12 protein-coding genes and 3 pseudogenes are annotated in these 20,258 nt (G+C 59.8%); 1 reads left to right on the plus strand and 14 read right to left on the minus strand.

Annotated features, from left to right (window positions below; genetic code table 11):
• The 14 genes and pseudogenes from E4P00_RS27615 to tssB form a co-directional block, all read right to left on the minus strand.
• Nucleotides 1–187: pseudogene (locus E4P00_RS27615) on the minus strand (hypothetical protein); the annotation flags it as partial.
• 43 nt (nt 188–230) lie between these two features.
• Nucleotides 231–596, minus strand: coding sequence for a hypothetical protein (locus E4P00_RS27620; protein ID WP_248133394.1), 366 nt, complete (start codon nt 594–596; stop codon nt 231–233).
• On the minus strand, nt 589–1,008 hold the full coding sequence (locus tag E4P00_RS27625; RefSeq protein WP_248133395.1) for a hypothetical protein: 420 nt from the start codon (nt 1,006–1,008) through the stop codon (nt 589–591). The genes E4P00_RS27620 and E4P00_RS27625 overlap by 8 nt, the downstream gene beginning before the upstream one ends.
• Nucleotides 1,009–1,051: 43 nt before the next feature.
• Nucleotides 1,052–1,951 carry a hypothetical protein gene (locus E4P00_RS27630; protein WP_248133396.1) on the minus strand — a complete coding sequence of 300 codons (900 nt, stop codon included), beginning with the start codon at nt 1,949–1,951 and terminating at the stop codon, nt 1,052–1,054.
• The gene (locus tag E4P00_RS27635) at nt 1,948–4,092 is read right to left on the minus strand and encodes a lipase family protein (RefSeq protein WP_248133397.1); all 2,145 of its coding nucleotides are present in this window, start codon (nt 4,090–4,092) and stop codon (nt 1,948–1,950) included. Before E4P00_RS27635 ends, E4P00_RS27630 begins: the two co-directional genes overlap by 4 nt.
• A gap of 95 nt (nt 4,093–4,187) precedes the next feature.
• The gene (locus tag E4P00_RS27640; RefSeq protein WP_248133398.1) at nt 4,188–4,610 is read right to left on the minus strand and encodes a hypothetical protein; all 423 of its coding nucleotides are present in this window, start codon (nt 4,608–4,610) and stop codon (nt 4,188–4,190) included.
• Nucleotides 4,611–5,148: 538 nt separating this feature from the next.
• Nucleotides 5,149–7,491, minus strand: a pseudogene (gene vgrG / locus E4P00_RS27645) (type VI secretion system tip protein VgrG); the annotation flags it as partial.
• Between the two features lie 2 nt (nt 7,492–7,493).
• Entirely contained in the window at nt 7,494–10,151 is a 2,658-nt protein-coding gene (gene tssH, locus E4P00_RS27650) for a type VI secretion system ATPase TssH (protein WP_248133400.1), read from the minus strand.
• Between the two features lie 133 nt (nt 10,152–10,284).
• Nucleotides 10,285–10,776: an Hcp family type VI secretion system effector gene (locus tag E4P00_RS27655; RefSeq protein ID WP_216091133.1), complete on the minus strand. Its 492-nt coding sequence runs from the start codon at nt 10,774–10,776 to the stop codon at nt 10,285–10,287.
• On the minus strand, nt 10,742–12,502 hold the full coding sequence (locus tag E4P00_RS27660) for an OmpA family protein (RefSeq protein WP_248133401.1): 1,761 nt from the start codon (nt 12,500–12,502) through the stop codon (nt 10,742–10,744). The genes E4P00_RS27655 and E4P00_RS27660 overlap by 35 nt, the downstream gene beginning before the upstream one ends.
• A gap of 7 nt (nt 12,503–12,509) precedes the next feature.
• Nucleotides 12,510–13,190 (minus strand): type VI secretion system protein TssL, short form, encoded by a 681-nt coding sequence (gene tssL, locus E4P00_RS27665; RefSeq protein ID WP_078820964.1) that lies wholly within the window; start codon nt 13,188–13,190, stop codon nt 12,510–12,512.
• Nucleotides 13,187–14,542, minus strand: coding sequence for a type VI secretion system baseplate subunit TssK (gene tssK, locus E4P00_RS27670; protein WP_248133402.1), 1,356 nt, complete (start codon nt 14,540–14,542; stop codon nt 13,187–13,189). Before tssK ends, tssL begins: the two co-directional genes overlap by 4 nt.
• Before the next feature lie 24 nt (nt 14,543–14,566).
• Nucleotides 14,567–16,108, minus strand: coding sequence for a type VI secretion system contractile sheath large subunit (gene tssC, locus E4P00_RS27675; protein ID WP_065944093.1), 1,542 nt, complete (start codon nt 16,106–16,108; stop codon nt 14,567–14,569).
• A gap of 33 nt (nt 16,109–16,141) precedes the next feature.
• The gene (tssB, locus tag E4P00_RS27680) at nt 16,142–16,645 is read right to left on the minus strand and encodes a type VI secretion system contractile sheath small subunit (RefSeq protein WP_065944094.1); all 504 of its coding nucleotides are present in this window, start codon (nt 16,643–16,645) and stop codon (nt 16,142–16,144) included.
• Between the two features lie 1,749 nt (nt 16,646–18,394).
• Here tssB and E4P00_RS27685 point away from each other — a divergent pair.
• Nucleotides 18,395–20,258: pseudogene (locus tag E4P00_RS27685) on the plus strand (hypothetical protein); the annotation flags it as partial.

Raw genomic sequence — 20,258 nt, forward strand, 5'->3', positions numbered from 1 at the left:
GTTTAATCGGGCACTTCTCGGAGCGATACATCACCCTCATGGGTTCCGCTGCGAGATTCGGGGGAACCTTTACGGTGATGCTGACCTCCTCTCCTCCCGGTGGCGGGGACAAGGTTTTGCTCTGGGCGCAGGCGGTGAGAGTGAGCAGCAGCAAGCTGCCGATTGCACGGCGGATGAGTGTGTTCATACCTCACCCCAAGTGACGGGAAGTGGACATGGAAGCTTGATGGTCATTGCGGCGTTCCCAACCGGATGGCTTGAAGCCTCCTGAAGCTTGGGTCACGACCATCAGCAGTCACAGTGCCATCAGGATAGGTATAGCGGGTATAGTTTCCTTTTCTTTTCACTTTCGGCCCCACCGAATACAACACGTAGTCAGCATGTAACTGGGGTTCGAATACTACATTCCGAGCATTTGGGGCGCGATAATAAGAATAGATCTCGCCCTCACCGAGCAACCACGCGAGTTTTTCATATCCTCCAAGGAAATGCTCACTAACCCTGGGGTAGTAGTCCTTGCGGATCAGCACGTCACCACTGACTTTTTTCGTGGGTTCAAAAACAGAGCGCTGTTGGGGCAGGTGCTGATCAAACATCACAATCACTCCCCCCCCCTGGGCCCGCTTTAACGTTCTCCCCGAAGCGTGTCGTGTTGGCATAGGTGACGCCAAAGGTGACGTTACTCAGTTGCCACTGGCATCGACTGCCGCCGTTGATAGCGAGCTTCGCCTCGTACACGTCGCTCTGCCCCTGCTGCTGCGGCTGGACAGTTGTAGACAGATAGCCATCCTCCTCATAACTGGACCAGCCCGCCCCAGAGCGCTTGACCGGACACTTCTCCGAGCGGTACATCACCCGCATGGGTTCCGCTGCGAGATTCGGGGGAACCTTTACCGTAATGCTGACCTGCTCTCCTCCCGGTGGCGGGGACAAGGTTTTGCTCTGGGCGCAGGCAGTGAGAGTGAGCAGCAACAAGCTGCCCATGGCACGGCGGATGAGTGTGCTCATACCTCACCCCAAGTGACGGAAAGTGGAGATGGAAGCTTGACGGTCATTGCGGTCGTCCCAAGCGAATGGCTTGTAGCCTTTTAAAACTCGGGTCACGGCCATCGGACGTCACACTTCCATCAGGGTATGTGTCGCGTCTATATCCCTCGTTCTGCACCTTAGGCTCTACCGAATACAGCACATAGTCAGCATACAACTGGGGCTCGAATGCTACCCTTCGAGCATTTGGGGCACGGTAGTAAGAATAGATTTCGCCTTCGCCAAATAGCCAAACAGCCTTTTCATACTTACCAATAAATTGTTCGTTAACCAAAGGGTAGTAGTCCTTCCTAATCAGCAGATCACCACTGACCTTTCTCGTGGGCTCAAAAACAGAACGCCGTTGTGGCAGACGCTCATCAAACATCACGATAACGCCGCCCCCTCCCAAACCAGCTTTAACGTGCGACCCAAAGTGCGCCGTGTTGGCATAGGTAACGCCAAAAGTGACGTTGCTCAGTTGCCACTGACATCGGGTACCGCCATTGATGGCCAGCTTCGCCTCATATATATCGCTCTGCCCCTGCTGCTGCGGCTGGACCGTAGTAGACAGGTAGCCATCCTCCTCATAACTGGACCAATCCACCCCGGAACGTTTGATGGGGCATTTCTCGGAGCGGTACATCACCCTCATGGGTTCCGCTGCAAGGTTCGGTGGGACCTTTACCGTAATGCTGACCTCTTCCCCTCCCGGTGGTGGCGACAAGGTTTGGTTCTGGGCGCAGCCGCTAACGCTGAACAGCAACAACAGAACACCGCTCATGCGGCATAGGTGTGTATTCAAACGCTGAGTTCCTCGGTGACAGTTGGTGCCGTCGATGCTCATTTTTTGCTCCTGCGGCGCAATGTGGTGGTCGACGAAATCGCACACGGTTTCGTTTTTTTCAGTAGTCGAAATGTTCATGAGATAAGCGTTTCCCCTGCGATTGAGGCGCTTGGTTCGCTGTGACGTCCCGAAGGGTTCCTTCGGGCTTGGGTGATCTCGATCATTACGCCGAACTCCCGTTTGCGGGCAAACCGCTTCAGGGCTTCGGGCCCACCTTCCAGCTCTTCAGTCGCGCGCAACGCCATGGGCAGTAACGTTTGCAGAGCAAGAAACTGTTGGTTACGACGTATTTCCGTCTCGGGAACGCCCACCGTGCGCATTTGCTCCTCGAACTGCGCACGATCTTCCTTGCGCTTGAGCGGCCGGTCGGGGTCGATAAGCTCCAACAATTGGTTATGCAAGAACGGTAGATAGGCGTCGTTCATCTTGTGGTCTTTTGGACTGGTGCGGCTGGAACTTCGCTCGGGGTTGGTGTGCGATGGAAACAGATCCGCCAGGTTTTGCCGGTTCAATGAACGGATCAGGATTTTCTGATCTTCATGGGCGAAGCGACTGAACTCATCGCTCAGGCTCGGTACCAAATAAATGCGTGTGCGATGCGGTAGTCGCTTAAGAACGGTGGTGTAATAGGGAGCGCCAAGTCCTTCTTTACCGCGCTCGGCCGGGGAGTTGGAAGCCCTCGTTTCCACATGCTGGTCAGCTCGGTAGAACATGGCGATTTTCCCGTGATGCCAGTAGGGGTCCCCAAAGCTGACAATTTTCCCGGCCACCAACTGGCCCACGGACCAGGTATAACCCAGGGTGGAGCCCAGCGGGCCCAGGACGCCGTACAGCCAGTTATCCAACGCCGCCTCGGGCGGCAGGCTGGTGATGAGGTCCGCATCATTGACATGGCGGAAGTGCGTCACCGCTTTCAGACGCTCCAGCGCCTTGGCGGTGAAGGTGCGGGGCATGCCGTAGGTATAGAGCACTGGATTGCGATCTTTCAGTTCTGCGCAGTGAATCAGAGCCAGAGCGCCGCCCAAGCTATGGCCGCAAACAAATAATTTTCTGTTGGCTAATGCTTTCTGAATGTCATTAAAATCTCTTGGAAACAGCCTCTTAGCGACCTCAAACGCATGCAAAAACCCATAATGAACACTGCCTGCATCCGTCAGCGGCGTACACGCTGATTTCACGTCGCAACCACTGCCATCGGTCGGCATTGGGCGGTACAGCGCATCAGTCGCCCAGTCCATAGGCTCCTGAGTCCCGCGCCAAGCCACGACCACTTGGGTCGAGTTGACGCAATAGAACAGCTGGGTGTTTTCGATGATGTACCACGGAATTCCCGCCTCACCCGGCGGTACTTCGGCCGCTGAAGAATCAAGCATGACAGCGGTGGTGTAGCGATGGTCAAAGGGTACGTCCACCACCAGTGCCGGCAAGTCGATTATCACCGGCGAGCGCGACAGATCCAGGCACTGGCGATAAAAGAACTCCTCTACCGAACCGGAGATGGTACTGGGGTCGGTGCCCGGTCGTTTTTTTAACGCCTCCTGGGCCACGATGCTGTAGGTCAGGGTCGACATCAGCCCAAGGTTGTAGGCATTGGCCATGCTGTATTCAGGCTGATGATGGAGTAGCAATGACCAGGCGCGATACGGGCAGATTTCCAGTACGTGACGGCGATTCAGCTCCTCGTAGGCCACCGTAAAGCCACTGAAGTTGGGGTCCGGAAAATGGAAAGCCGGAAGTTGGTCCGGGTCTGCCAACGGAGGGTCGAAAACAGGAGCCTCGTCGCACAGTTGACCGATGCGCAGGTAGTGATAGTCGTAACCTGCCTCGCGGGCCTGTTTCTCAATGGGTGAGAATCCCGAACGCTGCGGACCATACAGCGGCGACCGGTCACCAATGACAGGCCGCGGCGGCTCTGGCCGCAGCGCACGCAGGCGACGGGTTTGTAGTTGCTCGGCGAAAGGTTTGACCGTCATTAACAACGTGATGGGTATCGGGTGTAGCCCGTCGAGACGGATGACCCCTTCGGCATCACTTTGGCCCGAGCACTCAACAGCACACCCTGCGCGCGTGGCGTCGTTCACCGCACGATAGGGCATGTTCGCCAGGGGATCGCCCTGCTCGTCCAGCAGTTGGAATTCGACCCAATGCTGTTTCTGCTTGCCCCCGACAACGTCTTTACGCGGGTTGAGGGTGTCCGTACGGTGAAGGGTGTCGTTCATGACGGTCCTTACAAATAAAGTGTTATTGGGCGAACGAAAAGGCGGCCGAATCAATTGATGCGGACGACCGCTTAGCACCTTCTCGAGTCAATGACTTAGGCACGGGAAAAATGCTTTCGAAAAAAGATGGAAAAACATTTCACCACTTCAGAAAGCAATAGAAAAACAAGCAACAATGTCGGCGAAGTAATACCACACGTTTTCAAAAACCAGGGGAGAAGCGTTACTGAAGGCACCGCAAATAACAGCCTAAGTGGAGTTTGGACATAGACCATATATGGCACCCATCTCGCTCTGAAAAAAAACATCAGCATTGAGAAAACAATCGAAACACTCAACGAGAGCGACAGCACAAAAAGCACAACCGCTGCGGGACCGTGCTCCGAGCTCAACGCGGCAAAAGATCGGATGGCACTATAAAAAGGAATTTCATCCCGCAAAATCCCAAAATATAAAAACTGCCCGACATACAGCAACTCCATACTGCCCCAGAACCAATAAATCCATTTAACACTCATTCGACACCTACTTACTTTCATATACATGATCCGAAACTGGCGGCTGCCAATACGTCGAACGCCCGCCAGTAGCCCAGGCATCGTCCCCTTCTAAATATGTTTGAGGTATTCGCCTATTTTCTCCGTATTTTCGGATTGCAGAGCGCGCTCTAATTGCTTCATCGATATCGTCAGGCAACGGCTTCCACTCCTGAACCTTGTCGCGCTTAGTGTTAAGGTAGTCCTTGCTTTCTGACCCAAAAAGCCTTCCCTCATCGCCCATCGATGTGAGGCGGTTAAGGGCCATAAGTGCTGTATTCTTCAGCCCATGATAATCGTGGTCGATTGTCACCCACTGTCCTGGCCCAGACTCTTTCCTTTCATTTGGAAACTCCATGTTCAATCCGCCCGGCACCAAGGTATGAACACTCATGGTCTGACCATCTTTGTCAGTCACCCCATTGAATATCTCACCCGACGCAGTAGTAATCCGGTAGCGGGAAAATGGCATCGGCACCTGAGCTTCATCTTTCAAGGTGTACCCCCCGGCATAACCCGCCGGCAACGGAGGCACCGGAGTATCAAGATTGGCGCTTCCAAGCTTTTGCACATTCGCAGCCTTGAGATAGATATTGCCGGGGGCACCCAGCTCTATTTCGCCGCCACTGATCCGGATGTAGGCACCACCACAGCTAAGGACCAGCTCCTGCGGGGCGCTGATTTCTATGCGGCCTTCGACGCTTTCGATCTTGATGTCGTTTTTTGCCAATGCGTGGAGATCGTTGCCCTGTGCATGCAGTTCGACTTTGCCCTTTGCCGCTTTGAGTTGCAGGTCTGCACGTTGCGCAAACACGCTGACACCACTCTCGGCCGTGACGGTGATGTCACGCCCCGCGCTGATATCGGTGTTGTGCGCAGCCATGATGCCGACACTTTCCGCGCCAGAAGACAGGCATACCGCCTTGGGGCTGAGTACGCCAATGCCCGCTGGGGCATGCAGCAGTACACCAGGGTGCGCCAACCCGGTCAGTCGGTCGAGCAAACCTTCCTGGCTGTCTATATCGCTGGGGCTGGCGTTGGCACTACGCGCAGCTTGGGCCATGGAGCGAGCGAGCGACAACGCGCTCTGAAGCTGCTCAATCGCCGCTTCCATATCCAGTTGTTCTCCGCCTGCTTTAACCTGCTCATCGGCACTGATAAACAACCCCTTCCCACCCCGAATCGCGCCCCAACCATCAGTGCGCAGTTCAAAGCCCTCCCCGCGTTTTTTCTTCTCGGCATCCACCAAATGCCCCAGATTCAACTGGCTCTTGCCACTGTGCTCAGTACTGAGCTTGACGTGCTCCTGCCCGCGCAAGTCTTCCATGCGCAGCTTATTGTTGGCTGGCGTGCGCAGCACGTTGCGCGTGTAGTCGCGTTTACCCAACGTCACGTGGTCGACGTGTTGGCTGTCGTGCAACGCGTGGGCGATATAAGGCCGGTCGGGGTCGCCCTGCTCAAAGGCGATGGCCACTTCGGTGCCGGCCAGTAGTGGCAGGTGCAGGCCGTGGGTGTCGCCGGCGTAGGGGCGGGCCAGGCGTAGCCAGAGGCTTTCTTCGCCGGGTTTCCAGGTGTCGCGGTCGAACAGGAAGTGGACTTTGTAGCGGCCTTCGAGGTCGATGTGGCCGTAGGGGTCGTGTTCTTTGGGGCTGGTGACGCGGGCCGGGACGGTGCCGGCGATTTGCGGTTTGGGCAGCAGCGCTGGGCGAAAGCACACGGTTTCTGAATACGGGATGGCCTGGAAGCTGGCTTCAAAACTGCGGTCGCGGGCGGCGTGGGTGGTGACTTGGGTGATGACCGCGCCTGGGGTGAAGGCATTGGGCGCGCCGCCGGAGATTTTCAGGACTTGGCCGGGGGTCAGGCTGGGGCTGCTGCTGATGCCGCTGAGTTGGGTCTGGCCGTTGAGGTAGCGTTCGTGGCGCAGGCGTGCGTAGAAGTAGCCGCTTTCACTTTGCAGGTCTTCGTCCTGGTCGTAGCGGTCGCCGATGAGGTTGTAGGGCTCGGCGTAGTGGTAGGCCTCGCCGTAGGTGCCTTTGGCGCCACGGCTTTGGTCAATGTCGCCGTCGAGATAGGCGTTGGCGACGCGGTGGTGGTAGGCGCGGATGTTGACGTGTTGCTCCACCACCTTGTGGTTCGATTGCAGGCGCCATACGCCGTCTTCGCCGCTGCTGTTCATGCCCGATTGCGGGCGGTACGGCAGTTGCACGTCGAACTGGTAGTGACGTTGGTCGTCGTGGAATTCCACCACGTCGATGTTCAGGCGTTCGTCGCGGGTGAAGCGGTACCAGATGCCCACCTCGGCCAACAGGCGCGAGATGAAGGCCAGGTCGCTTTCGTCGTACTGCATGACCTGTTCGCGCTTGGGGTATTCGCGCACCAGGTTGAAGAGGAAGTCCTGGCCTTCGAAATCATGGCGGGTCCGCAGGATGCTTTCGACGATCTGCGGCACCGACTGGTGTTGGTAGATACGAAATTGTTTGCCGCGGGCGAGCAAGGCCAGGCGCGGTTCGAGGGTGATTTCGTAACGGGCTTCGTCGAGTGAGCCGGACAGGCGTTTGAAGCCGGTGACCACGCCGTGCAAGGTGCGCAGTGGCTTGACCGGCGGTACCTCAATGCCTACCGCCTTGAGCGCCGCCATGCCAGAGTTCAGGCCGGGGCCGTGCAGGCTGAAGTTGGCGTCTTGGCCCAGCACGCTGTCGGCGCTGATGTCGCCGTCGATGCAGGTGAATTCGACGCGGTAGTTGAACGGCTGGCTCAGGCCTTCGTGGCCTTCGAAGGCCAGTACGTCCAACACCGAATCCAGCCCGTAGACCGCGAGTTTGTGGCGGCTGTGGTCGAAGAAGGTGCGCAGTTCATTGAGCATGTTCAGGCCTCCAGGGCGACCGGCGTGTCATGGTCTTGGCCGTCGGTGAAGTGCAGGACGATGCCCTCCTCCTCGCTGTAGCCCAGGGTCACTTCGGTGGTTTTTTCGTGGGCGGCCTGGCGTCGCAGCAGTTGTTGGCTGAGTACCGGCAGGATCTGTTGATTGAGCAGGCTGTCGATGTTGCGTGCACCGGTGTCGGGCAGCAGACACGCGGCAACCAGTGCCTGGTTGAGTGCCAGGTCGATGCGGCAGTGCACGCCGTAATGGCGCTGCAAGCGCTTGGCAACCTGGCCCAGCTTGATGGCGACGATGCGTTGCAGGGCATCGGCCAGCAACGGGCGGTAGATGAGGGTTTGGAAGCGGGCGAGCAAGGCCGGCTGGAAATGCTCGCGCAGGATCGGGCGCAGCAGTTCTTGCAGGGTGCTGTCCGGCGCACCGGGGAACTCTTGCAGGCAGGCTTGCAGTTCGTCGCTGCCCAGGTTGGAGGTCATGAGGATGACGGTGTTGCGAAAGTCGATTTCGCGCCCTTCGCCATCGCGCATGAAGCCACGGTCGAACACTTGATAGAACAGGTTGATCACGTCGCGGTGGGCTTTTTCCACTTCATCGAGCAGCACCACGCTGTAGGGGCGTTGGCGCACGGCTTCGGTGAGCACGCCGCCCTGGCCGTAACCCACGTAGCCGGGTGGCGAGCCTTTGAGTTGGCTGACGGTGTGGGCTTCCTGGTATTCCGAGAGGTTGATGGTGATCAGGGATCGTTCACCACCGAACAATTTGTCCGCGAGGGCCAGGGCGGTTTCGGTTTTGCCGACGCCGCTGGTGCCCACCAGCAGGAACACACCCAGCGGCGCCTTGTCGTCGGTCAGGCCGGTCTTGGCCGCACGCAGGCGCTGGGCCAGGGCGCTCAGGGCGTGGTCCTGGCCGATCACCTGTTCGCCCAGTTGGCGCTCCAGTTCCAGCAGGTTGGCCTGTTCGTCCTTGAGCAGGCTGCCCAGGGGTACGCCGGTCCAGTCGGCGATCACTTCGGCCACGCTGCGCACATCCACATCCAGCGACAACAGCGGTTGGTTGCCCTGGACTTCGCGCAATTGTTGTTGCAGGTGCAGGCAAGCGTCCCGGCTCGACGGTTCGGCCAGGCGTGCCGCGAGCAGTTGCCGGGTGAGGTCGAGTTCGTGGCGGTATTGCTCCTCCATGGCCGCTTGCCGATGCTGCAGGTCGGCGTGCTGGCCGGCAATCGCCTCCAGGCGTTCCTCGGCATCGGCGCCATTGAGTTTGCGGTCTTCTTCCAGGGCCAAGTGCTCCAGTTCCAGGGCAGCCTGCTGGGCTTTGAGGCGCACCAGGGGTTGCGGCTCGCAGTCCAGGCCCATGCGCACCCTGGCACTGGCGGTGTCGAGCAGGTCGACGGCTTTGTCCGGCAGTTGGCGCCCGGTAACGTAGCGCCGCGACAGGCTGACCGCTGCCTGCACCGCCGCGTCCTGGATGTGCACGCCATGGTGGCTGGCGTAACGCGCCTTGAGGCCGCGCAACATGAGGCTGGCGTTGGCATCGTCCGGCTCATCGACCTTGACTACCTGGAAGCGCCGCTCCAGGGCCGCGTCCCGCTCGAAATACTGTTTGTACTCGCTCCAGGTGGTGGCGGCGATGGTGCGCAATTCGCCACGGGCCAGGGCCGGCTTGAGCAGGTTGGCAGCATCGGCACCGCCGGCCTGATTGCCTGCGCCGATCAGGGAGTGGGCCTCGTCGATGAACAGCAGCACCGGCTGCGGCGATTGCTGCACGGCGTCGATCACGTTTTTCAGGCGCTGCTCGAACTCTCCCTTGACCCCGGCGCCGGCCTGCAGCAGACCCAGGTCCAGGGTGCGCAGGCTGACCGACTTGAGGCTGTCGGGCACGTTGCCTTCGGCGATGCGCAGCGCCAGCCCTTCGACCAGCGCAGTCTTGCCCACGCCAGGCTCGCCTACCAGGATCGGGTTGTTCTTGCGCCGGCGGCTGAGGATGTCGATGACCTGGCGGATTTCATCGTCGCGCCCGAACACCGGGTCGATCTGTCCTGCCCTGGCCTTCGCGGTCACATCCTGGGTGAAGCGGTCGAGGATGCCCTGCAACGCCTCCTGCAGTTCGGGGAGCGAGGCGCTGTCGAGCGGCGCGCCATCGGCAAGCTCCAACGTGGAGAGCTGCTGCAGTTGTGGACGCTCTATCGACTGCTGGTCGAGCAGCTCGGAGAGGCGTTTCAACTGAGTTTCGCTGACGCTGAGCAACGGCCAGGCGGACTCGCACGCCAGCAGATCGGAATTATCCAGCAAGGCCGCGAGCAGATGGACCGAGCGTATGCTCTCGTTGCGGCTGTCCAGCGATGCGTATAACCAGGCGTATTTGATCAAGTGGTACAGCTTGTCGCACAGCTGCGGTTTGCTTTGCACGCTGCGCGGCAGGCTGTCGAGATGATCGAGCAGGCCGCGCCACAGCGTGTCCATGTCCCATTCATAACGCCGGGCGATCACGGTCAGGTCGCCCTCGCCCTGCTCCAGCAGCTTGAGCAACCAGTGCTCGATACTGATCAGCCCGTGGGCACGGCTTTGGCACAAGGTCGCCGCAGCACTCAGTGCCTGGGCGCAATACGGATTGAGGCGGCGAAGCAAAAGCGCGGAATTCTGGGCCATGGGCGTACATCTCTGGTCTGTGGGCTCGGCGTGTCATCAAGGCTCGATGTGTTTGGCTGAGCGTCCGCGAACGGGCGCTCAACCCTGCACACCGCGAACCGGCAGGCGCACATCGCCTGCCGGTATCCGCGCATCAGGCGCTCTGGCGTTCGTTCCAGGCGTCGGAGTGGATGATGTTGCCGTCCTTGTAGGTCCAGGTGACCTTCTCGTAGCGCAGCTCGACCTGTTCCATGTGGTTGTGCTTCTCCTTGCCCGGGTCTTTGATGTCGTGCATTTTCGGCGCGACTTTGACGACCTTGACGTTCTCCAGTTTGGTGATGAAGTACTCGACTTCCTGGCCGGCGTCGTCGATGCGGTACCACTTGAACTCGGCGCTTTTGAGCGTCTGGCCCGTGGTCACAGCCTTGTAGAGGTAAGGGCTGGACGCATCGATTTCCTTGCTGAACAGGAACGGAGTGTGCACCCGCGTGCCGGTCAACTTGCCGGTGTTGTTGTCGGTGGGGATGTACAGGCTGTGGTCCTGCGCGATGACCTCGATACTGCCTTCGCGCTTCTGCACGTTCACGGAACCTTTGATTTCCGCGCCGCCATCATCTTGCAGCCAGAGGTAAACGGGAATTGCCATTTGAAGCTCCTTTTCTCGGGGTTTGCGTGTCGCGGAATGCGACAGGCGGGGTCTTGCCCGGCCCCGCAGCGGGCAGCGCACAGGCCCCCGCTTCCGGTACCAGACGAATATCGACGCGACGGTTGGCGGCGCGCCCGGCGTCGGTGTCGTTGCTCGCCACGGGTTGCTGGGCACCGAAGCCCTGGACCGCGAAGCAACTGTCGGGAATGTCGCCCATGCGCTGCATCCAGTCGCGCACCGAAGCGGCGCGAGCGCGGGACAGCTCAAGGTTCTGGCCGGGGCTGCCGGTGATATCGGTATGCCCGGCGATGACGATCAGCCAACCGGCCTGGGCCTTGATGTTGACCAGCGCGTCGATCAGCACCTTGGTGGAGCCGGCCTTGAGTTCAGCCCGGCCGGGGTCGAACAGCGAAAGACTGTCCAGGCGCACCGGGTCGGGAATCTTCACCGGCGGCGGTGCCTCGGGTGGCTGGCGGTGGGCGGCGATGGTCGCCAGCAACGGCAGGCGCAGGCGCTCGCCGCGATACAGGCCCAGGCCCAGGGCCAACGGCTCGCCCTGGCGGTAGTAGTCGTCCAGTCGCGCAGCGTCTTCGCGCAATACGGCCACTGCGTTTTCGCGCAGGAGGAATTGCGGCTGGTCGCGGCGCTCGGCCAGCGGGATGGCGTGGTAGCGGCGCAGGTCATCACTGACCTGACGCAGCAGCAGGTTGTTCTGCCAGGCCGAACTGGCCAACGCCACCACGCCCGCCAGGGTGAACAACCACACCGCCAGGATGCCCGCACGCAACCGCGCAGAACGCCGAATGCGCAGGGGCAGCAGGTTGAGCAAAGGATCGGGAAATGGCAGGCTCGCACCGGCCACCGAGGGTTCGGACGCGCCGAGGGCGACCCTGACGCGCAGCCATTGCTGCCACAGGTTGCCGGGCACGCGCTGAGGCACGGCCGGCACCAGCGTCATCGCCCACACCAGCGGCACACGCCCGTCACGCCCGGTAAAGTGCGACAGCACCTTGTCTTTGAGCCACGCGGCCAGGCTGCCGACCTGTACGCCCATGGCCAGACGCTCCGTACCGTGGGCGCTGTCGACGGCCTGGCGCTGCCAATCGCTCAAGCTGGCACAGGCACCGGCACTGCGCACCCACAGGTCGGGCTCGCCGCTCTCGCAACTGAACCAGGCGTCTTCGTCAGTGGTGGTCTGCCCATAACTGACCAGCATCAAGGGCAACGCGAGGCCGCGTTTTCGCGCCAGCGTGAGTTGGTGGCGAAAGGCACGTATCCGCCCCGCCAACTCGCCTTCATCCGTATGTTCAACGGGGTTGACGCAAAACATCACGTTCAGTTGCCCACCCCAGTCCGGGCGTTGCGTCAACACGCCCGCCACTGCCGTACCCAGTTGGTCCAGCGCAGGCACCCGCACATAACAACCTTGCGCAGTCACCCGCAGCGCCAACTGGTCGGCGGGAACGGCACCGAACAGTCCCGTGAGCCCATCGCCACACACCAGCACCACGGGCTGGCGATAAGTTGCCGCCGGCAGGGGCGTCTCACCCGGCGGCAGCAGTTGCGCGCCGCGCTTTGCGAAACGACGCTCTGCCCAGACCCAGGCCAGCACGACCGTCAAAATCGCTGCCGCTCGCACCCAGCCCGAGGCCGGAATTATCAGTGCCAGCGTCACAACCAGCACCCCGGCCCACAGCCAGAGCCCTCGTATCAAGTTGAGTGTCATCGCAGCCTCACGCCTGGCCAGGAGCAAGCGTGGCGACCAGGCCACCGAGCATCTGGTCCAGCCCCCACCAGACGCCGACCAGCAGCACGCCCGCCATGGCCAGGCGAACCCAAGGCGAGCGCAAGGTGCCAAGCCGCTCGTTGCGTGGGCCGCTGCCCTGGGTGGTGAGCATCGGGTTGAGCTTCAGGGGCGGAACGTGCGCATTCAGGGCGTCCATCAGCCGCTGGCGCTCGGGGTGGTTGAGATCCGGGTAGCGCCCGCGAAAACCCAGGAACATCACGCGCTGGAACACCGTCAGCACCAACAGGTCGGGCATTGGCTGGCGCAGGGCCTGGCGCATGTCCTCATACAGGAACTCACCCGCCTGGTGACGGTTGAACAAGTGGGCCTGCAAGGGCTTGCTCGCCCAGCGCGCATGGGCCGGCCCCGTGGCACGGTTCAGCACGGTTTCATCGAACAGCGCGCTCTGAGCATGGCAGATCAGCGCCGTGCTTTTGTTGCTCACACCGGCCGCCTGCAACGCTTGGTACACCTGCTTGACCTGCCGCACGCAGCAACGCCACAGCTCGGAGGTGTCTTGCACCTCTGCGCCCTGGCGCAGTTCGACCACCAGCAGGTAGCTGTTTTGCAAGAGTTTGTCGATATCCAGCGCCGAGGCCGGGTTCTTTTTCGAGGCAGTCAGGTTCATGCGCGCAATACCGCGAAGAGTTCAAGTTTGATGTCAACCAGCGTGCTGGGGACGTACAGCGCACAAACCCCTTCGGCGAGCATGGCCTGGCCCTTGGGGTGCCCAAGGTCGAGGGCGAAATACTGGTTTTCCAGGCGCAGTGGAATCGCCGCCGGTACATGGCTGAGCGGCTGCAGCGGAATACCGTCGAGCGCGGCGTTGACCAATTGGTTGACGTCGTCCGGCGTGCCGACTTTGCACAGACGCGGGAAGTGTTTTTGCAACTGCGCGGCCGGCATTCGGCAGCGCACAGACAGGTAGAAATCGGCACCGTCGCGCTCACGCAGGCGGGCATCGTTGAGCGTGACCTGCCAGCGATTCGCGGCCACCTCCTCCAGCACCAGCGCCACCACCCGCGACGGCAGGCTAGCCTCGAGCAAGGTGGAAATGGTCTGCATCAAGGGCGGGAACACGGTTTCCAGTTGCTCATGCCGGTAGGCTGGAATCTGGTCGATATCGTGTTCCAAAGAAAACGTCAGCAAGCCACCGGCCAGTTTGATCAGCGCCTGGTACACCTGCTCGGGATGCCGCGCCGGGTGAGCCTTGAGGTCGGCCAGCACCGGTTGATAGGTGTTCAAGGCGTTGAGCAACCAGAACAGCGACACGTCGGCCACGGCAAAATCGGCCATGCGCTGGTTGCTTTCGCGGCGCATGCCCATCAGCCGTTGACGCTTGGCGGCCAGTTGGGTCAGCAGGTTGTCCAGTTGGGTCACCAACCCCGGGTGGGCGGCGAAGCTGAGCAAGGGCGGGACAAAATCAGGGTCCAGGTGCCAGGCGCCCTGCCCGTCACGCATCAGCCGCGCGACGGGACAGGTCAGGTAGTCGGCGTTGTCATCGTCGGCCAGGCGCAGCGTCAGCGCATGTTCGAGCACGCCAATCGATTGCACCTCATCGCCATACACATCCTGGACCTGGCGCCAGTCCTGGCGATAGCGCACGGGCCGGTCGACCCGCGTGCCTTCGAACACACAGTTATTGCCATTGGCCTGTTCCAGCGGCAACGCCAGCACCAAGGTGGCGCTGCGGCGGGAATCGGACAGCAGCCCCGCCAGCTCCAGCGCCGGTGGCAGGCGATCCACATGGTCGGTGTCGATCAAGGTGCCATCGGGCAGGCGCACGCGTAGCTGCGTGGCCTTGAGCTTGCCCAGGTGCAAGGCCTGCAAATCGAAGGCCACCCCCCAAACCCCCCAGGGGTGTACGAGGCAGAGATGGGCCAGACGGTCGTCGGCCCACGCCTCCCAACGCGCCTGCTGCTGGAACTGTTGCGGCGACAGCAAGGCGCCCGCGGCCCACAGGGGGCGGTCGATCTTCATCACATCGTGTCCTTGCGAAGGGGGTCAGGCTTTGGCCTTGGGCATCTGCGAAACCAACGACAAGTTGACGTCCATGCCTTCGACCTGAAAGTGCGGAATCGCATACAACTTGACGCGGAAGAACCCCGGGTTGTCCTCGATGTCCTCGACCGTCACCCGCGCATCGCGCAATGGGTGGGAGGCTTGCAGGTCATCACCCGGGTCGGTCATTTCGGTGACGAGGCCACCTACCCATTTGTTCAGCTCCAGTTCGAGCAAGCGGCGGTCCTTGGTGGTACCGATGTTTTCGCGCTGGATCAATTTGAGGTAATGGGCGATGCGCGACAGCAGGAAGATGTAGGGCAAGCGCGCGTTGATGCGGCTGTTGGCCGTGGCATCGGCGGTGTCGTACAGCGCGGGTTTCTGGGTGGAGTTGGCCGAGAAGAAGCACGCGTAGTCGCGATTCTTGTAGTACGACAACGGGATGAAACCGAGGTTGGCGAATTCGAATTCGCGGGTTTCCGGGATCATCACTTCGGACGGGATCTTCACCTGGTTGCCGGTGCCCAGGTCGTAGAGGTGAATCGGCAGGTCGGTGACCGCACCGCCCGACTGCGGGCCGCGAATCTGCACGCACCAGCCGTTGGTAATGAAGCTCTTGACCATGTTGGCCGCGAAGGCGAACGAGGCGTTGGTCCAGAGGTATTTCTCGTGGTCCGGGCCCTTGACGCTTTCGATGTAGTTGAAGCTGCGCACCGGGATGGTGTCCGGACCATAGGGCAGGCGCCCCAGTACGCGTGGCATGAGCAGGCCGATGTAACGTGAGTCGTCGCTATCACGGAACGACTTCCACTTGATGTATTCGGCGCGGTCGAAGTAGTTACCGATGTCCTTGATCGCCGCGACTTCCTCCATCGACTGTTTACCGAAGAACGCCGGCCCCACCGCGCCAATGAACGGCATATGGGCGGCAGCGGCGACTTTGGAAATGTTGCGCAGCAGGGCAATATCCTGCGGGCCGCGCCCGAACTCATAGTTGGAAATGGCCGCCGCAATCGGCTCACCGCCCGGGGTGTCGTATTCCTGGGTGTAGGTGTGCTGGTACAGGCCGCTCTGGGCAATTTCGGGTACGTCTTCGAAGTCCTGGATCAGGTGATCCTTGCTGATATCCAGCAGCTCGATGCGCACGTTCTGGCGAAAATCGGTCTGGTCGATCAGCGACTTCACGCCGCGCCAGGTGGACTCGACGCGCTGGAAATCCGGGTGGTGCATGATCGCATCGAGTTGACGGCTGATCTGCGTGTCCAGCGCGGCGATGTGCTCGTCCAGCAGCGTCTTGTCCAGGCGTTCGACTTTCTGCGACGACTGCTTGAGCAGGTTGAGGAATACGCTGACTGCTGCGGTCACTCGCTCATCGGGCGAAGCTTCGGACAGCACTTCGGCATTCTGGAAGGGCTCGATCGCGCCCAACTCCGATACCGGGTTGAGGTTGATCTTGGCGAACAACGCGTTATACACGCCCTGGCCGACTTCGGCGGCATAGGTCTGGGTTTGCTGCGGTTGTGACGATGGGTGTTCGACGGACATGATCAAAATTCCTTATCAGCGGACCAAGGGCAATCAACGAGCGGACGGTGGCGCCAGGGCGGCCAGTTCAGCGCGCAGTTCGTCGCTCAGGGCGTCGTCCTTGAGGATGCGCTCCAGCTCATGGCGGAAGGTGGCGTTATCGAGCAGGTTGGATTTGAGGTCGCGCAACAGGTTGCGCATCGCCAGCAGGGCGCGCAGCTGCGGCATTTGCCGGGCGACCTGCTCGGGCTCGAAATCCTTCATGTTGCGGAAGGTCAGCGCGATGGCCGCTTCGGCGTCGCCCTCGACCAGGGTGTTTTCCACCGCCAGTTTCACACTGGGGGAAAACTCGGCCAGCACGCTGTCGAAGTTGTTCTTGTTGATGTCCACTTTGTTTCGTTCAGACAACGGACGCTGTTCCTGACCGTTGCTGTAATCACCCATAACCATGAGTTTGAGTGGCAGCTCTATCTTTTTCTGCGCGCCGCCGGTGTGCAAATCGAGCTTGATATTTACCCGAGCCTTGGGTACTTCGTTTTGAAAGCTATTTGAAGCCATACACCCTCCAGACACTCTTTGCGCGACACGCCATTGCGTCACGAACAACAACTGAAACTGGAGTTAATGCTTGGCCGACAGCCTCTAAAGGGTTGCCGTCCTGGCATATAAACTCCGCTGAGAAGCTGCAACAAGCAGCGAACTTTCGTGTAATAACTGAATACCCACACCGATAGCGTGGTACTTCACCCTGCGATGACTTTACCTTCAGCGAGCGGCGGGCAACTGGGCGCCCTGCTTCAGGTTTTACCCATTTTTAAACAGCTGGCTGCGCCCACCCGCACCAAAACGGCGCACAAAAAGATAGCTATTCCTGTCCGCGAGCCAATGACGGTTTATGTGAGAGCCCACCCAATAAACATAACGTTTAAAGAGTATTACATCCCGCTTGAAAAAATATCAATACGTCACCTTTGTTCACATTTGCATGAATACTCAATACAGCACACCTACATGAGCACATCACGCTCGGAAATTTCCTACATCAATTATTCGAAACTACCGCTAGACACTTAGCCGAACCGAGAAATTATCTCGCTAAATCTTTTTTCCTACACTTGGGGAGGGGGAATCTTTGGCTGTAGGGTGAAAAATCCCTATTAAATGTCCTACACCTCAAGTCGTTTCCAGGAAGCAAAAACCTGGGTATTTTTTCCGAGTGGTGAAACAAAACTCCGTTACTAAACATTTCAAAGGATGCAAAAAAAACTTCGCTTTAGAAGGTTTTGATGTGTCAGTGCATAAAGCGCCAGGCAACGCGTCGCTGCCGGAGCACCGTGAGCAGCATCTGCGCGAAAGACAGCAGGAGGCTTGCTGCGTCGAGCTCAAAAGACCGATTGAGGTAGCACCGCATCTGTACCGCCCAAGCGCAGGCGTGGGAAATTTTCCCGATCAGGACGCCCTACTCGAATCAACATTGAATGCTACGCGCGTCATAAGCCCGCCTATCTCTTTGATAATTATCGTATTGACTCTGCCGAATAGCGGTTTACGAGCGCTATGTCCGTTCGCGGCCGGCAGGAAATTTCCTACAGAGTCATGGGATTCAGATTGCTTGAATATGCATCGCTTGTAGGTGCTTGAGGCAGACCCCGCCTGAGCGTAGACAAGAGCAACCAGGCCAGGCCGATACGAGCGTCAGTTTGTTCCATGAGACGTGAGCGACCCAGATGTTCCCATGAACAAACACACTCAATAAGCATTAAAAGCTAGCACTCTCAACCCATACGAGTGGGAAGTCGCTCATTTTAAAAAGCCTGCTAAATTCAATTCTGTTATCCAGCGAGTTTCAGCGCGAATGATTAACGGAACCCCAACTTAATTATTTTTGCGGAGACGGCTTACGCCATCGACATGAACAAAATACATGCTGTGATTTGGAGCGTTTCAAAACACTGTTGGTTGGTCGTCTCTGAACACGCAAGCAGCGGTGGCGGGCGAAGCAGCCGTCGCGCGGTCATTGATCGAAGTGGTTTGGCCAAGGCGCAAACGGCACTGGGCGTACAACAACTGCCTGGCTCTATCAATGCTGTTTCACTCTGCTTGCGCACAGTACGCACTGCTCTCATGCCGATGATGTTGACTCTCGGGATTGTATCCATCGCTGTTGCAGGGCCAGGCGATGGTATTTACGTCAACGACGGCACTGACTCCGGGTGCAGCCGTGTAGGTGACTCGGGCTCGATAAGCGGCATAACTAACGCCGCGGCGTGTACCCCTGCCAATAAGGACACTCAAACTGATCACTCGTTGTTCTATAACCCACTGGGGCTGGTAGGCCTGGGATCAACGTCGTTGACGCTGGGTAACGAACTCTTTGTCAATGGCGGTTCCACCGCAACACTTTTGGCCCCGGTGACCGCCGGCGCGCATATCAATACCCTCGACATGCGTGGCACCAAGGTTCTGCAACTTGCGAACGGCACTGTGTCGGCCACCTCGCAGGACGCCGTGAACGGCGCCGAACTGTTCAACACCGCAACTTCAACGGCCACCGCGCTGGGGGGTGGCGCTCAAGTCACCGGCACTACCGGGCAGATCTCCGCCCCAAGCTATAGCACCACCACTGTCAATGCAGCGGGCAATGTCACCACCGCCACCACCAGCGCCAATGTCGGTGATGCATTGACCAACCTGAGCACCAGCCTGGCCAACAGCGCTAACGTGGGTGTCAACTATGACGACGCGGCCACCAAGGCCCGCGTGACGTTCAACCCGACTGGCGCTGCAACCACGCTGGCGAATGTTGCCGCCGGCACCTTGAGTGCCACCAGCACCGAGGCGGTCAATGGCACCCAGTTGAATGCTACCAATACCACCGTCAGCGCCCAGGGTGCCCAACTGAGCGGCATGGTCAACGACGGGACAGGCATCAAGTACTTCCACAGCGCTTCAACCAAGGGTGACAGCAGCGCCACCGGTCTCGACAGTGTGGCCATCGGCCCGTTGGCCACAGCAGCCGGCGGCGGATCCATCAGCCTTGGTAACGGTGCCACCACCACTGCAACGGGTGGTCGAGCGATCGCCTTGGGGAACTTATCAAGCGCCCAGAGTAACGGTTCCGTCGCGATCGGCTCTGAATCCACCGCCTCCGGCATTGACGGTCTTGCGTTGGGCTGGCAGGCCCAGGCGCTGGCAGCCGGCGCCGTCGCGCTTGGCGGTGAGGCCGCTGCGTCAGGCAATAACAGTGTCGCCCTGGGCAACAACGCCAGTGCTACGGTCGCAAACTCCATGGCGTTGGGCTCTTTCGCCACCACCACTGCTGCTACTGCGACGACCAATGGCGTGATCAACGGCACCACTTACACCTACGCCGGTACTGCGCCTGTGGGCGTGCTCAGTGTTGGCAATGCAACCCAGCAACGGCAGATCACCAACGTCGCCGCAGGCGAGGTTTCGGCTACCAGCACCAATGCGATCAATGGCAGCCAATTGAACGCGACCAACACGGCAGTCAATGCCTTGGGCGCCCAGGATCAACAATTCACCACCGCTCTGGGTGGCGGCGCGCAGTTGGACCCGACCACGGGGGCCTGGCTCGCACCGAGCTACAGCACCACCACCATCGATACCGCCGGCAATGCCAGCGCCCCTGCCATCAGCAACAACGTGGGCACTGCCTTGACCGGCCTCAGCACCAGCCTGGCCAATACCGCCGCCGTGGGCGTCAAGTACGATGATGTGAGTACTAAAACCTCGGTGACCTTCAACCCAGGTGGCACCGCCACCACCCTGAGCAACGTCGCCGCCGGCACCTTGAGCGCCACCAGCACCGAGGCGGTCAACGGTAGCCAGTTGAATGCCACCAACACCTCGGTCACCGACCTGGGCACCAGCCTCAACACGTCCATCACCAACCTGGGCAACAGCTTCAGCACCCAGTTGGGCAACATCATCAACAATGGCGACGGCATCAAGTATTTCCACAGCGAATCCAGCCTGGGCGACAGCACGGCTACCGGCCTCGACAGCGTAGCCATCGGCCCGGTGGCAACCGCTTCGGCCGACAATGCCATTGCCCTGGGCAACGGTGCCAACGCCAGCATCGCCAACTCCCTGGCTCTGGGTAATGGCGCCACCACCGCTGCGGCCACTGCAACTGCCAGCGGCGTGA

The sequence above is a fragment of the Pseudomonas sp. B329 genome (genome assembly GCF_023127835.1).
Classification (GTDB): domain Bacteria; phylum Pseudomonadota; class Gammaproteobacteria; order Pseudomonadales; family Pseudomonadaceae; genus Aquipseudomonas; species Aquipseudomonas synxantha_A.

Coding starts and splice junctions, on each gene's coding strand:
- E4P00_RS27620 (WP_248133394.1), bottom strand. CDS start 596: ATGTTTGATCAGCACCTGCCCCAACAGCGCTCTGTTTTTGAACCCACG.
- E4P00_RS27625 (WP_248133395.1), bottom strand. CDS start 1,008: ATGAGCACACTCATCCGCCGTGCCATGGGCAGCTTGTTGCTGCTCACT.
- E4P00_RS27630 (WP_248133396.1), bottom strand. CDS start 1,951: ATGAACATTTCGACTACTGAAAAAAACGAAACCGTGTGCGATTTCGTC.
- E4P00_RS27635 (WP_248133397.1), bottom strand. CDS start 4,092: ATGAACGACACCCTTCACCGTACGGACACCCTCAACCCGCGTAAAGAC.
- E4P00_RS27640 (WP_248133398.1), bottom strand. CDS start 4,610: ATGAGTGTTAAATGGATTTATTGGTTCTGGGGCAGTATGGAGTTGCTG.
- tssH (WP_248133400.1), bottom strand. CDS start 10,151: ATGGCCCAGAATTCCGCGCTTTTGCTTCGCCGCCTCAATCCGTATTGC.
- E4P00_RS27655 (WP_216091133.1), bottom strand. CDS start 10,776: ATGGCAATTCCCGTTTACCTCTGGCTGCAAGATGATGGCGGCGCGGAA.
- E4P00_RS27660 (WP_248133401.1), bottom strand. CDS start 12,502: ATGACACTCAACTTGATACGAGGGCTCTGGCTGTGGGCCGGGGTGCTG.
- tssL (WP_078820964.1), bottom strand. CDS start 13,190: ATGAACCTGACTGCCTCGAAAAAGAACCCGGCCTCGGCGCTGGATATC.
- tssK (WP_248133402.1), bottom strand. CDS start 14,542: ATGAAGATCGACCGCCCCCTGTGGGCCGCGGGCGCCTTGCTGTCGCCG.
- tssC (WP_065944093.1), bottom strand. CDS start 16,108: ATGTCCGTCGAACACCCATCGTCACAACCGCAGCAAACCCAGACCTAT.
- tssB (WP_065944094.1), bottom strand. CDS start 16,645: ATGGCTTCAAATAGCTTTCAAAACGAAGTACCCAAGGCTCGGGTAAAT.